The sequence below is a fragment of the Faecalimicrobium dakarense genome, assembly GCF_000499525.1.
Taxonomy (GTDB): domain Bacteria; phylum Bacillota; class Clostridia; order Peptostreptococcales; family Peptostreptococcaceae; genus Faecalimicrobium; species Faecalimicrobium dakarense.
Map to the genome: position 1 here is coordinate 1 of NZ_HG529326.1, position 13395 is coordinate 13395.

The 13395-nt window shown below is 26.5% G+C and carries 16 protein-coding genes; 5 read left to right on the forward strand and 11 right to left on the reverse strand.

The features are described 5' to 3' along the window. Positions 1-45: 45 nt before the first annotated feature. The 8 genes from BN899_RS08465 to BN899_RS08500 form a co-directional block, all read right to left on the reverse strand. Positions 46-666 carry a DUF4004 family protein gene (locus tag BN899_RS08465; protein ID WP_042274618.1) on the reverse strand — a complete coding sequence of 207 codons (621 nt, stop codon included), beginning with the start codon at positions 664-666 and terminating at the stop codon, positions 46-48. Positions 667-678: 12 nt separating this feature from the next. Next, positions 679-1494 carry a hypothetical protein gene (locus BN899_RS08470; protein WP_042274619.1) on the reverse strand — a complete coding sequence of 272 codons (816 nt, stop codon included), beginning with the start codon at positions 1492-1494 and terminating at the stop codon, positions 679-681. 8 nt (positions 1495-1502) lie between these two features. Continuing rightward, positions 1503-2180: a hypothetical protein gene (locus tag BN899_RS08475; protein WP_042274620.1), complete on the reverse strand. Its 678-nt coding sequence runs from the start codon at positions 2178-2180 to the stop codon at positions 1503-1505. Between the two features lie 119 nt (positions 2181-2299). Beyond that, on the reverse strand, positions 2300-3070 hold the full coding sequence (locus BN899_RS08480) for an ABC transporter permease (RefSeq protein WP_042274622.1): 771 nt from the start codon (positions 3068-3070) through the stop codon (positions 2300-2302). Between the two features lie 16 nt (positions 3071-3086). Beyond that, positions 3087-4016 (reverse strand): daunorubicin resistance protein DrrA family ABC transporter ATP-binding protein, encoded by a 930-nt coding sequence (locus tag BN899_RS08485; protein ID WP_042274623.1) that lies wholly within the window; start codon positions 4014-4016, stop codon positions 3087-3089. Between the two features lie 420 nt (positions 4017-4436). Next, positions 4437-4979 (reverse strand): GNAT family N-acetyltransferase, encoded by a 543-nt coding sequence (locus BN899_RS08490; RefSeq protein WP_042274625.1) that lies wholly within the window; start codon positions 4977-4979, stop codon positions 4437-4439. A 226-nt stretch (positions 4980-5205) separates the two neighbouring features. Next, positions 5206-5754, reverse strand: coding sequence for a GNAT family N-acetyltransferase (locus BN899_RS08495; RefSeq protein ID WP_042274626.1), 549 nt, complete (start codon positions 5752-5754; stop codon positions 5206-5208). A 73-nt stretch (positions 5755-5827) separates the two neighbouring features. Next, positions 5828-6124, reverse strand: coding sequence for a hypothetical protein (locus tag BN899_RS08500; RefSeq protein ID WP_147568518.1), 297 nt, complete (start codon positions 6122-6124; stop codon positions 5828-5830). Between the two features lie 225 nt (positions 6125-6349). Here BN899_RS08500 and BN899_RS08505 point away from each other — a divergent pair, with 225 nt between their 5' ends. Both BN899_RS08505 and BN899_RS08510 read left to right on the forward strand, forming a co-directional pair. Continuing rightward, positions 6350-7303, forward strand: coding sequence for an exonuclease domain-containing protein (locus tag BN899_RS08505; protein ID WP_042274630.1), 954 nt, complete (start codon positions 6350-6352; stop codon positions 7301-7303). Between the two features lie 128 nt (positions 7304-7431). Next, positions 7432-8103 (forward strand): hypothetical protein, encoded by a 672-nt coding sequence (locus BN899_RS08510; protein WP_052356750.1) that lies wholly within the window; start codon positions 7432-7434, stop codon positions 8101-8103. Positions 8104-8474: 371 nt separating this feature from the next. Here BN899_RS08510 and BN899_RS19020 read toward each other — a convergent pair whose 3' ends face one another. Genes BN899_RS19020 through BN899_RS08525 form a run of 3 tightly spaced genes read right to left on the reverse strand, consistent with a single transcriptional unit; the run spans position 8475 to position 11360 of the window. Beyond that, entirely contained in the window at positions 8475-9932 is a 1458-nt protein-coding gene (locus BN899_RS19020; RefSeq protein ID WP_052356752.1) for a MutS-related protein, read from the reverse strand. 13 nt (positions 9933-9945) lie between these two features. Then, complete coding sequence (locus BN899_RS08520) at positions 9946-10230, reverse strand: hypothetical protein (RefSeq protein ID WP_042274632.1); 285 nt, start codon at positions 10228-10230, stop codon at positions 9946-9948. A 14-nt stretch (positions 10231-10244) separates the two neighbouring features. Next, a complete protein-coding gene (locus tag BN899_RS08525; protein WP_042274634.1) occupies positions 10245-11360 on the reverse strand; it encodes a helix-turn-helix domain-containing protein in 1116 nt (371 codons plus the stop codon). Between the two features lie 201 nt (positions 11361-11561). On the opposite strand from BN899_RS08525, the gene BN899_RS08530 reads away from it, so the two are divergent. The 3 genes from BN899_RS08530 to BN899_RS08540 all read left to right on the forward strand — a co-directional run bounded on the left by BN899_RS08530 (position 11562) and on the right by BN899_RS08540 (position 13346). Further along, entirely contained in the window at positions 11562-11891 is a 330-nt protein-coding gene (locus BN899_RS08530) for a hypothetical protein (RefSeq protein WP_042274637.1), read from the forward strand. A 209-nt stretch (positions 11892-12100) separates the two neighbouring features. Further along, positions 12101-12583 carry an RNA polymerase sigma factor gene (locus BN899_RS08535; RefSeq protein WP_042274640.1) on the forward strand — a complete coding sequence of 161 codons (483 nt, stop codon included), beginning with the start codon at positions 12101-12103 and terminating at the stop codon, positions 12581-12583. Beyond that, on the forward strand, positions 12576-13346 hold the full coding sequence (locus tag BN899_RS08540; protein WP_042274642.1) for a hypothetical protein: 771 nt from the start codon (positions 12576-12578) through the stop codon (positions 13344-13346). Before BN899_RS08535 ends, BN899_RS08540 begins: the two co-directional genes overlap by 8 nt. Positions 13347-13395 lie beyond the last annotated feature (49 nt).

Below are 13395 nucleotides of genomic sequence, written 5' to 3' on the forward strand. Positions count from 1 at the left end.
CATATCCCACAAGTAATAAATTTAAATATATAGAATCTCTCTTCTTTAGATCATCTTTTTAGCTATTTCACTTATTTCCTTTACTAAATTAATATCAATAATTTTCACCATGTTTTCATCAAAGAAAACATCTTTATCGCTCTTACATCCAACTGTAAAAGGTACACCTAATTTTCTAAATAGATATATTTTTGCTTCTTCATCATATAATTTATCAAAATTATTGTCTATTATAGATATTATTTGTTTCAGCTCTTCTATAGTTATAATAGATTTAATTAAATAATTTTCTATTATATTTAATACTAGTAATTCTTTTTTCCCAACTTCATCTATTTTATATACTTGTTCAAATATATTTTTAGTATTTTCACATATTGCATTCTTTGATATAAGATTTTCTATATGGAATTTTTTATCACTATCCTTTTTAGCAAACATATTTGCCATATCATCTAAAGATATATCATCTTTCATTGATAATATATACTCTATTCTCTCTAGTATCTTATCTTTAGGTAGATAAGTTTCTTGACCTGTAAAACTAGATTTTTTTATAAACCATTCTTCAGGTATAATGTTTTTTCTTTTCCATCTATATAATTGTCCATAAGAAATATTAGTAACTTCTAGTAATTCCTTTTTAGATATTAAATTCTCTTCCATAATTCCTCCTACTTAAATCCTACTACTGCTTACCACAGTAGAATCAGATGAAACTTCTAATACGTCATTATATTCTACATTATCAATTTTACATTTATTAATTAACTTAATTTCTTTGCCTCTTATGTTTTTTACATTAGATTTTTCTAAACTTATCCTGTCTCCCTCTATTAAGTTACAACTTAAAGTCCCTATTCTATCAAATAAAGTAACAGGCTTAAAAATTCCTTTAGGTTTTTTTGTAACTTCTATAGTACTTGCTCCAATTTCATTACACTTACATCTTCCTCTTGGAGCTATAATTACTTCTTCTGCATTTAATAATCCATTACAAACAATCTTTCCATATATATTTATAATTTCTGATTCTATATTTTTATCTACTTCTAAATCACCATAAGATTTTATATACTTAGAATTTATACTTTCTCTGCATTTTAGAGAACCTTTTATCGTAACATTATTACACTCCATGTTATAAAAAGACTCCATTTCTCCAGTTACCACTAAATCATTTATTTTACAAGTTCCTTTTACAACTAAATTACCTACTACCTTAAGACTATCACAAATTAAGTCTCCATCTATCCTAGCACTACCTATTACTTTAAAATCCTTACAATTTAAAGTACCTTTTATAGTAGAATCTGAAACTACTTTTAAACTTTCAAACTCTAAATTACCATCAAAATTACAATCTCCAATTATTTTTACTTTATTTGCTTTTATATTACCTACAGATTCGCCACTTCCTATAATATTTATATTATTATATTCACCTTCAGAGATAAATCCATCACCTAATAGCTTAATATTTGATTTTTCCATTTTTCCTCCTATATTTTGTTTACATTATCAACCGTTGATAATTCATTTATATCAATACTTTCACTATATTCTATAGTATCTATTTTACAATTTTCACCTATAACTATTTTTTTACCTCTTACTATATCAACTTCACAGTCTGATAACTTTATATTGTCACCTTCAATTACTTTAATATATGCTTTGTTATTTTTAAATTTTTTAGGTACAAATACTTTAAATATATTCTTAGATTTTTCTTCACCATATATTTCTATATTAGTTGCTCCTATTTCACCAATTTTTGATTCCCCTACTGTATATAAGTAAAAATCTTCACAGTTTATAAGACTATCACATCTAATATTACCTTCTATATCTATTTTCTCACTTTCAATATCTCCTTTTACCTTTATGCAACCTTCTCCTGAAATATTTTGAGACTTTATATTTTTCTCAATAGTTGCAACTCCCGCTACATTTATAGTTTTAGCTTCTAATGATTCACTACTCTTTAATACTCCTGATACCGTAAACTCTTCACAATGTATATTTTTACTATTTTTTAATACTCCTGATACATCAAATTTATTGCATTTTAAATCTCCACCGATTGAATAAACACCTGATATATTTATATCTTCAAATTTTCCGCCACCACTTCGTCCTACTCCATCTAACCTTATAGAATGCAATTTATTATTCATATTAACTCCTTTCAAAATACTATCTATTTATAAATTTTACTTTCATAACAATGTTTTATTTAATATATTCATGTTATCAAAACAATGTTACACTGTCAAGCATAATAATGCTACATGTCTTATGATGTTTTATTTTTATAAATTCTATTAGATACAATATATGAAATAATTAAGATTACCACACACCATAATATCGCAATTAAAGCATTATTTCCTACACTTTCATTTAAAAGTAATGCTCTTACTGTTTCAATAATAGGAGTCATAGGTTGATTATTAGCAAATATACGAACAATTTTCGGCATAGTTTCAGTTGGTGCAAAAGCAGGACTTATAAATATAAAAATCATTAATATATAAACAAAAGATGCAGAGCCTTCAGCACTCTTTGAGATTAATCCAAATATAACTGATACCCATGTCATAGTAAGAATAAATAACAATAATAATATTGATAAAAGAACCCAATTACTAAGTCCTATATCAGTCCTAAATCCCATTACAAATGCACATAATATAATAATTACAGTTGAAAACGCATTAAATATTAAAGATGTTAAAACGTGTCCACCTAGTATTGATGACTTTGCAATTGGCATAGAATGAAAACGCTCAACTATACCTTTAGTAACATCCTCATTTAAACGTACAGCTGTATAAGCTATACCACTAACAACACACATTATAATTATACCTGGCAGTACATAATTTATGTAATTCACATCTCCTGTATCAATTGATCCTCCAAATACATATACAAACATAACCATCATCATAAGTGGTGTTGCAATTACAGTTATTATTGTATCAGCACTTCTAAATGCATGCTTCATAACACGACTACTCATAACTAAAGTATCACTTAAATAATTTTTAAATTTATTTTCCATTTTCATTCTCCCCTTCTTAATTTTCACCTATAATATTAAGGAATACATCCTCAAGTGTTGGTTTTATTTGAGATAACTCTAAAACTAATAAATTTGACTTTTCAAGTTTATTTAAAATATCAGCCATTTGTTTTATACTTCCATCTGTAACAATTGAAATAGTGCTATTTTTCTCATCTAAACTTACATTATATTCACTAAGTAAATCACAGGCTAATTTTATACCATTTTCATCACCAAATCTTAATTCAATATGACCATATGGTAGTAATTTTTTAAGCTCCTTTACAGTTCCTTTTGCTACAATTTTTCCTTCATTTAAAATTGCAATTTCATCTGCAAGTTGTTCTGCCTCTTCTAAATACTGAGTAGTTAAAAGTACAGTAATGCCTGATGCAGAAAGCTCCTTAATAATATTCCACATAGCTATACGACTTTGAGGGTCTAATCCTGTAGTTGGCTCATCAAGAAATATAACTGATGGATTTCCAATTAAACCCATGGCTATATCAAGTCGACGACGCATACCTCCAGAATAAGTTGAAGCTGGTCTATCTGCTGCATCAAGTAACTTAAATTTTTCAAGCAGCTCATTAGCTTTTTTATCTACATTATGAATATGATGTAATTTTCCAATTAGTTGTAAATTTTCTCTTCCTGTTAAAACCTCATCTACTGCAGCGTACTGACCTGTTAAGCTTATTTCCCTACGAACCTTATCCGCTTGTTTTAAAACATCAAATCCACAAATTTTAACACTTCCTTTATCAGCCTTTGCTAAAGTAGATAATATTTTAATAGTAGTAGTTTTACCAGCACCATTAGATCCTAATAAAGCAAATATACTCCCCCTTTTTACACTAAAATCAACTTTTTTAAGAACCTTTAAGTTCTTATAGGACTTTTCAAGTCCATTTACAGAAATAACTGTATCGTTTTGAATCATACCTCTCTCCTCCTTTAATTTCCCTCCATATACGTAACATTGTTTTGTTTCATATTTTTATACTAACAAAACAATGTTATACTGTCAAGAATAATAAACATATAAAAAAGAGTTGCCTCTTAAAATGATTACTTAACCACTTTGAGGCAACTCATATTAATTTAATGGTAGGCTATTTGTAAAAATTATTTAAATATTATCGTCTACATCTACAGCATCTGCAACAACATCCACATCTTCTGCAGATTCTAAAGCGAAAGAATAATCTGTTACAGCCTCTACAACGGAAAAACATATTATCATCTCCTTATCTTAAGCGGTTTTACTCGCTTAATACAAGCTATGTAATTAATCGAAAATTGCCACTATTTTGCAAAACAAATCTTTTTATATATTTTTTTAAGATTTATAATTATTTAACTATCTATAATACTCTCTTTTTAATAAAGATAATACTTCTACATCTTTAGGAGAGTAGTCTTGTATAACATAGTCTCTTAATATACCCTCTTTTTTAAATCCTGATTTTTTAAGTAATTTAATGGATGGTTCATTTTCCAAAAGTACTACTGCACTAATTCTATTTATATCTAATTTTTCAAATCCAAATCTTATTACTTCACTTATAGCTTCCATTGTAAATCCGTTCTTCCAATAATATGGATTTAAATCATATCCTATTTCTGCTTTTTTATTTTTAATATCTAATGAATCATATCCTATAGTTCCAATTAATTTATTGCTACCTTTGTGCACCATTGCCCATCTCATACCTTTACAATTATTATAGTCAATTTCTAGATTGGCTATTATTTCATATGATTCCCTTATATTATTTAATGGCTCTCTCCCTAAGTTCTTAGTTACTGTATAATTTGATAGATATTCAAACATATCATCTGCATCATATTGAGTTATTTGTCTTAAATATAATCTAGTTGTTTCTATTAGTTTAAATTCCATTCACACTCCCCCCTTTTGCTTTTCTCGTTTTTTCTATCTTATATTTATTGGTTGTATATCTCATTAATAGTTAATCCAGCCTTTAGTACATATTTATAATATATGGTAATATATTGTAAGTATGTACTTATTATAGGATAAAGTTCGCAGCATAATTACAAATACAAACTAAAGGCTATATTCTAAAATATAAGAATATAGCCTTTTATAGTTTTTAATTATATATTTAGTTAAAATGTTTTAATCTTATCCTCAAAATCAAGCTATCATCATTTGATTTTTCAATCAGTTTAAAACCTACCTTTTCTGCAAGTTTTATAGATGCTATATTTTCAGAATGAATTGAGGCTTCAATTTCATTTATTGATGAATATTTTGCTAAATAATCAATTACTGATTTTAATACTTCACTCATTATCCCTTGTTTCCAGTAAACTCTTTTTAAATTATATCCCATTTCTACTCTATTTTTTTCATAGTCAAAATGATGCAGTGCTATAGATCCAATCAATTCATTACTATTTTTACTTACAATTCCCAATTTTATAAACCATTTATTGTCAAATCCCTTATGTATTAATTTAATATAATCTTCTGTATCATCTATTGACTCAATTCGATTTCTAGTATCGTATTTCATTACTTCAATATCTCCATAAATATCAAAAATATCTTTAGAGTCATTTAAACATATTTTTCTGATTATGTATTTTTTAGTATCTATTTCTTTAAATTCATCAAATAAGCTACTCATTGGTATTACTGAATCTTTCATCAAAATTCCCCCTACATTTCTTAAAATAATCTAACTCTAAATTATTGGCAAAACATAACCCTTTTCATTTAATTTAACGTACTTTATATAACTGCTTTAATTTATGCTCCATCTTACCTATTATTAGTCCTGGCATTAAAAATGAAAGTATCATAATAATAATTTGATTTTTTATAATAGTTAAAAACAGTATTCCTATCAGTATATAATATAATCCAAGCATTTTAAGTTGTTTTCTTTTTATTTTTATATATTCACTTCTATCTTCTGCAAAAAACCTTCGCTCATCTAAATACATAACTTTATCTGATAAAAATTTAGATAAAAGTACACCTACTCCACCCATAAGTATCATTGCTAAGTAACTCATTAATATTACTGAATCTTTAATTGCCCTCACCTCTAATTTTCTTATAATCTATAGTAATTGTATCCTTTATATAAATAAAAATCTATAAATTCAAAAAATTCGTTAATTTATAATATTTACAATAATAATAGTAACATCTCTATAGTCTTTTTAATAAACTCCAATTTTAAAATTTAACAAACTAATATATAATTAATATATAAATAACGAAGGGAAAATAATTTTATGGATTTTGTTTCAATAGATTTTGAGACAAGCAATGCATTTCGTGCATCAGCTTGTTCTTTAGGTATTACAGTTGTAAAAAATAGTAAGATAGTTGAAGAAAGATATTGGTTAATTAAGCCTGATCCTTTTATATTTGATAGTAGAAATATACAAGTTCACGGTATTAGAGAAGCAGATGTTATCAATGAAAAAGAATTTGATGAATTGTGGCCACAAATAAAGCCATATCTAGAAGGACAATTGGTAATTGCTCATAATGCTTCATTTGATATATCCGTACTTAGAAATACTTTAGATAAATACTCTATAGAATATCCTGTATTTGACTACGCTTGTACTTTAGTAGCTTCTAGAATATTTTATAACTATTTAAATAACTTTAAACTTAGTACTGTAAATAAGCACTTAGGATATAAATTTAAGCACCATCATGCTTCAGAAGATGCTAGTGCATGTGCTAATATCTTGCTTGAAATATCAAAGGAATTAAACTTAGATAATATATATGATATATCAAAATTAGTAGGATTTAAATTAGGTTCACTTGGTAAAAACTCATATACTCCATGTAGTAAACTTCATATTGGTATGACTTCATCTAAATCAAGTACTTATAATGGCGATGAAATTAATCCACTATTTAACTCAGATTCAGATTACTTTAAAGGTAAGGTTGTTTCTTTTACAGGTGCTCTAAGCTGTATGGAAAGACATGAGGCTAAGCTTCTAATATCTTCTCTAGGCGGTATAGCTAAGGATTCAGTTACAAGAAAAACTGATATATTAATTACTAATACACCTAATATAGATAAACTTGATTTATCTCAAATGTCATCAAAATTAAGAACATCCGTTAGATATAATAATGTATATAATCAAAATATTATGTTCTTAAATGAGGAAGAATTAGAAAGTATATTAATGGGTTATCCAGCTTCTGAAACTAATTAGTATTATTTTATAATCTATTTATTTTTAAAGTAAATTATTTCATATAAATAAGAACCTTCTCCTAATATTTACATATGATATATAGAACAATATAAATTTCAGAATAATCATAAAAAGGGGAATCAACAATGGAAAGAAATTATTGGCAAGAATATTGGGACAATTATTATAAGTTTATGGCTGTATATATTAGAGAATTACAAAATGCATATCCTGATGCGGATATTACAAATGAATACGTAGAAGTTGCTAACTTATTTGCGCCTTCTATGCCTTTTGAAGATCTTGAGAATTATGATGAATATGAAGATGGTGATGGTAATAACTATTCAGAAGGAGATAACAATACTCCTTTTACATCACCTGATGGTGAGCAATCTCCTAATACTTTTACATCACCTAGTGGTGGGCAATCTCCTAATCCTTTTTCATCACCTGGTGGTGGGCAATCTCCTAATACTTTTACATCACCTGTTGGTGGGCAATCTCCTAATACTTTTACATCACCTAGTGGTGGGCAATCTACTAATCCTTTTTCATCACCTGGTGGTGGGCAATCTCCTACTCCTTTTATATCACCTGGTGGTGGGCAATTTACTATAAATAACTGTAGAAGGATGGCAATAGTTAGGATAGACATGAGGAGAGGTTTTAGCCCTTCTAATTTCTTTTTAATAGTAGATAGAGCTGATCGTAGGAGTATTCAAGGATTTAGAATAGCTTGCGACGGCGGTAGAGTTAGATTTGTACCAATGGCTGTAGAATATAGAAATATTAACCGTATAGAATGCGCATTTTAGATTAAATCTAAAAAGAGGTATCTCAAGTAATATACTTATGTAATGCTTGAGATACCCTCTTTTTAATAATATTAAATTAATAATAAAATTAAGCAAATACTTAGTTAAATAAAAGGCTATATTCTAATATTAGAATATAGCCTTTTATTTATATATTTATTACCACTTACCTGTTTCTAAGAATCCCTTAGCTCTATTATCAGCCTTCTCTACTATATTCTTATCATATTCCATAAAACCTAATAGTTTTATAGCATTTCTAGTTTGAGCCCTTCCCTTATGAAGCTTATAATCAAACTCTATATCATTATCAGTTATAGTTTCTTCAAAGTGATAATTCTCAAATTTATCTTCTAGTAAATGAGTTAATTCTATATCATGAGTTGCAGCAAAACAAACAGTATTATTTTTTCTAAATGCGAAAGAACCTCAGTTGATGATGCTATTCTCTCTACTGTATTAGTTCCCCTTAATATTTCATCTACAAAGCATAAGCAAGGCACATCATCATTTACACTATCTATTATTCTTTTTAAAGATTTTATTTCAACTATATAGTAACTCTCACTACTAAATATATCATCCTTTAAAGCCATCGAAGTGTATATATTAAAGAATGAAGAATTATACTCCCTAGCACAAGATGTAAATATTGTTTGAGATAATATTGCATTTATTGCTACAGTCTTTATAAATGTTGATTTACCAGATGCATTAGAACCTGTAAGAAGTACACTATTATTAAACATACCACTGTTTGCTATAGGATTTTTTATTAGTGGATGATATATATCTACAAATTCTATTTTATTTTCTTCCTTACAATTACTTTTGATTAAATTTGGTTTAGAATAATAATCTAAACTATCTCTAAATGAAGCAACACCTATTAATGCATCAATAGTTCCTACATAATCGTATATCTCTTTAAACTCTTTAGAATTTTTTATAACAGTATTTTTAACCTTCTCATAATCCCTTAATTCTTTTAAAGATATCATGTTTATATATTCACTAAATACATTAACATCCGAATTAATCATTGGAGAACTTTCACCCATTGACTTATTTCTAATTTTTTTAACTTTTTCTAAACTATCAGATATATCTTCTAAATTATCATTAATATCACCTATGTTTAATTCTTTTATTTTATTTGCAGCCCTTACTACTGATATTATGTAAGTAAATCCGTCTATATTGTAATTATACTGCTTATCATTATAGCTTATCCATATATTTACTCCTATACTTGCTACAAGTAAAATTAAGAAATATCCATTTAAAAATGATAATAATATACTTATCAAAGGAATATATGAAAGAATTTTATATCTTAATAGCTTACTCTTACTATCATCCATTTCATTAAATAAACAGTTTGTAGTATATAGTTCTTTACTTTCCCCAAGTTTTCCTAGTGTATATTGTATTTCTCTTCTTTTTTCTTCATTATTTCTAAAGTAGTCTATAACCTTGTCTCTTTTTAATAAATCTTCTTTATCATATAATGGACATCTAAGTATAGTATACAACACATCACGACCTGCACTACTTTGAGTATTGTTTATTTTCTTATATATATCATCCATACTTAAGTCATTCCAAGTTATATCGTCTACGCATTTTTTGATTTTTTTATTCTCAAAATAACTTGAAACACTTACCATTTTATATTTAACATCTTCTAAATCTATTTCTTTTCCATAATTGTTTAGTATACTTTCTTTTATATATTTCATTTTACTCATGTAATCAAATAGAGAAAATGAAATTCCTAATAAAAATATAAATCCCATTCCTAGTAAAAAATTGATTATATCTCTCATTGTGTCTCCCTCTTTATAACAAATTCATTCCTATTACAGCTATGTCAGCAACAAGCATAATTATTAATGCTATCATATGCATACCTAACTCGCTTCTTTCCTTTCCTATATTGAATATTAAAATTTGAAGTATTGGTATCATAGCTAATACAATTATCTTTAACATTGTGTGTGGTTTATTTATCTGAACCAATATTTGATCTGGTAATATAAAAAACGCCCCTATGTTAATAACTACGGTCATGATTATAATTACTTTACTTATCAAATTTGATTTTTTATCATCAATAAATAACATAGTTCCTCCTTTTTTTAAATTTTATTTTTCTCACTTAATACTTCTAATTCTTCTATTATTTCTTCAAATTCTTTATTCCCTATAAAATCACTAAATCCTTCTTTTAAAGACACAATAATATGTTCATAAAAATTAGTTTTCATATTTATTGTTTTTTCTTCCATTTTATCAAAATACCATATATCATTAATTTTCATTCGGTTATTAATATTTACATCTCTTAGATAATCAAGGATTTTTCTTAAAGACTCAATAGAGTTTTCACTATCTTTCTTTTTCATATACATATGAGCTAATTGAGAATATATTGTATGTGTCATATTCATTTCTGGAGTTAATTTTTCAATACCTAAAGCTAATTCATAATAGTTTTTTGCTTTTTCAAAATCTATATCTTCTTCATCCATATCATCTTTATAATTGTAATATGACATTGCAAGTGACATACAAGAAGTTTTAGCTTCAATTAAGGCATTGTATAAAATTTCTTGCAGTAGTTTTTTAGATTCTTCTACCTTCCCTTGGCTAAGATATATAATTGATAACATACCCTGTGGGTCATATGTTGGTTTATATATTTTTTTCAAAATTTCTTCTGCTTTATCTGGCTTATTTATTAACATGTACTGGCTACTTAATTGTATAAGTGAACCTTCTTTTTCTTTTATATCATTTGTATTATCAACTATATCTAATAAAATCTCTATATTCCTAGAAATTATGTCATTGTACTTATCACTACCAGCTACACTTCTTACAGCAGCTAAAGTGTATATGGCGCTTAGATTAAACTTTAATTCATAATTAGATGGGTACTTTCTTATGTACTTTTCACATAATTTTATGCTTTCATCTACTTTTTCTTGTGATATTAAATCTTCACATTTTTTAAATATTTCTTCAATTTCTTCTTTAGTTAATTCATTTTTATAATTTAATAACTCATCTATTGTAACTTCAAAGTAATTTGCAAGTATAGGAAGTACTGTTATATCTGGATAACTTGTACCACTTTCCCATTTAGATACTGCAGGCGTTGATATTCCTATTATATTTGCTAATTGCTCTTGAGTTACATTTTTATTTCTTCTTAGTGATTTTATTACTTCCCCAATTTTTAACTTTTCCATTAATTTACTCCTTTAATATGGTATATTTATAGTATAGGTTAAGTAAATTACATTAACAATGGATAGATAGTTAACTTTTAATTAATAAATTTAACTATAGGTTAACTTATAATTTCTTAAATCTTTTCTCAGGAAATATATTTTTATAGAGTTTATATTATATAAAAATAACCTGATAAAAATAATAAGAGGTGATTATTTATGAATAGTCTCATCATATTCACGGCAATATTTATTCCATGTTTTATATTTTATAATTTCTGGTGTATTAAGAATAAGAAAATATCAGTTTGGATAAGTGATGTTAAACTTATAGATGGTAATAAACTTGAATCTAGTAAAGATGATTATTTTAACTTTCAATTTAAAAGTAGTTTAATTACATGCTTACTTATGGCTTTATTTATTCTATGCGCAGCTGTTTTAAATATTAAAAATACGTATCTTCTTTTAATCTTGCTAGTATTTCATTTTTCAAATTTTGCAACAAAACACCTTGCAATAAAAAAAGAATATCTTACTGAAATTTAACGTATTTAAAATTTTATAAACTACGAAATAAAGGCTATAGTCTAAAATAAGACTATAGCCTTTTAATTAAAGCATATTTCTAATTAATAAAATCCGTAGATAAATAAAATTAATTTAAAATTGAATGAACCATTTAGTATATATATACATCTAATTAGTGTAAGGCAAAGAAGTAGCGCTACAATTTGCATGGAAAGGTAGGAAGTTAATTGAATAAAAATACATTTATAGAAAACGTTCTTGAAGCTGAACGTACTTTATATCATGTGTCTAAATCAATTTTGATTTATGATCAAGATTGTGAAGATGCAGTTCAGGGGTCAATTTTAAAAGCTTATGACAAATTACATACATTAAAAGAAGAGAAATTTTTTAAAACATGGTTAATTAGAATACTGATAAATGAATGCTATAGCTTAAAGCGTAAAGAAACTTCAAATGTATCTTATGAAGAATGTTTTGAGTTTGTAAAGTCTGACGATAAAAAAGACTATAGCGAATTATATTTAGCTATTGGGAAATTGCCTGAGCGCATTCGTATTACAATTGTTCTTTATTATGTAGAGGGATATTCAGTAGAAGAAATTAAGCAGATTTTAAAAATACCTTCTGGAACTGTTAAAAGTAGGTTAGCAAAAGGACGAAAGTTATTAAAAATAAAGTTAGATTATATGGAGGTAACTTATGAATAATTATAATTGGAATAATGCCTTTCCAGATACACCAAAAAGTTTTAAAAATAAGGTAAGTGATACATTAAATAACTTGCCAGATCAAGAGGAGAATGGTGAAATGGGAAATAGAAGAATATATAAAAATGGATCATTAAAGAAGAAAGTTATAATTGCATTAGCATCTACTTTTGTCTTGGGAACAACTGCATTTGCAGCAGGAAAGTTATTCTCTACTGTAGGATCCACAAGTAATATACCAACTTATACTGCTCTACCTTCAGTTGAGCAAGTAAATGATGATTTTGGGTTTAATCCGAAATTAGTTGATAAATTTGAAAATGGATATATTTTTGAAAATGGATATACTTCAAATTATGAAGGACTTGATGAAGATGGAAATTCTTTAGGAAAAACAAAAGCACTTAATTTTGAATATAAGAAAGACAAAAGTAGAATAAACCTTAGCATGGAAAAAGGAATGTTAGGTGAAATAGATGAAAAATCAGTGCTTATTGATAAATATAATGATATAGATGTATATTATCATTCATATGCTAATAAGCTTGTACCAGGGGATTATGAAATGACAGAACAAGATAAAAAGGATGAAGCATCTGGTAAATATGTATTTAGTTTTGGATCTGAAGATATTGAAATTTCTAAAATCCAATATCTAGGTTGGAAACAAGATGGAATCAACTACTCTTTTTTAGCAAAAGATTCTGAGTTATCACAAGATGAATTAGTTAAAATGACTCATCAAATTATTAATGAGAAATAAAATTTAGTTTAACTAATTAACTTTTTAAATTATAAATTTTTAACTTAAA

Excerpts from the sequence above, each read along its gene's own strand:
- BN899_RS08465 (WP_042274618.1), bottom strand. The coding sequence starts at position 666 with ATGGAAGAGAATTTAATATCTAAAAAGGAATTACTAGAAGTTACTAAT.
- BN899_RS08470 (WP_042274619.1), bottom strand. The coding sequence starts at position 1,494 with ATGGAAAAATCAAATATTAAGCTATTAGGTGATGGATTTATCTCTGAA.
- BN899_RS08475 (WP_042274620.1), bottom strand. The coding sequence starts at position 2,180 with ATGAATAATAAATTGCATTCTATAAGGTTAGATGGAGTAGGACGAAGT.
- BN899_RS08480 (WP_042274622.1), bottom strand. The coding sequence starts at position 3,070 with ATGGAAAATAAATTTAAAAATTATTTAAGTGATACTTTAGTTATGAGT.
- BN899_RS08485 (WP_042274623.1), bottom strand. The coding sequence starts at position 4,016 with ATGATTCAAAACGATACAGTTATTTCTGTAAATGGACTTGAAAAGTCC.
- BN899_RS08490 (WP_042274625.1), bottom strand. The coding sequence starts at position 4,979 with ATGGAATTTAAACTAATAGAAACAACTAGATTATATTTAAGACAAATA.
- BN899_RS08495 (WP_042274626.1), bottom strand. The coding sequence starts at position 5,754 with ATGAAAGATTCAGTAATACCAATGAGTAGCTTATTTGATGAATTTAAA.
- BN899_RS08500 (WP_147568518.1), bottom strand. The coding sequence starts at position 6,124 with ATGAGTTACTTAGCAATGATACTTATGGGTGGAGTAGGTGTACTTTTA.
- BN899_RS08505 (WP_042274630.1), top strand. The coding sequence starts at position 6,350 with ATGGATTTTGTTTCAATAGATTTTGAGACAAGCAATGCATTTCGTGCA.
- BN899_RS08510 (WP_052356750.1), top strand. The coding sequence starts at position 7,432 with ATGGAAAGAAATTATTGGCAAGAATATTGGGACAATTATTATAAGTTT.
- BN899_RS19020 (WP_052356752.1), bottom strand. The coding sequence starts at position 9,932 with ATGAGAGATATAATCAATTTTTTACTAGGAATGGGATTTATATTTTTA.
- BN899_RS08520 (WP_042274632.1), bottom strand. The coding sequence starts at position 10,230 with ATGTTATTTATTGATGATAAAAAATCAAATTTGATAAGTAAAGTAATT.
- BN899_RS08525 (WP_042274634.1), bottom strand. The coding sequence starts at position 11,360 with ATGGAAAAGTTAAAAATTGGGGAAGTAATAAAATCACTAAGAAGAAAT.
- BN899_RS08530 (WP_042274637.1), top strand. The coding sequence starts at position 11,562 with ATGAATAGTCTCATCATATTCACGGCAATATTTATTCCATGTTTTATA.
- BN899_RS08540 (WP_042274642.1), top strand. The coding sequence starts at position 12,576 with ATGAATAATTATAATTGGAATAATGCCTTTCCAGATACACCAAAAAGT.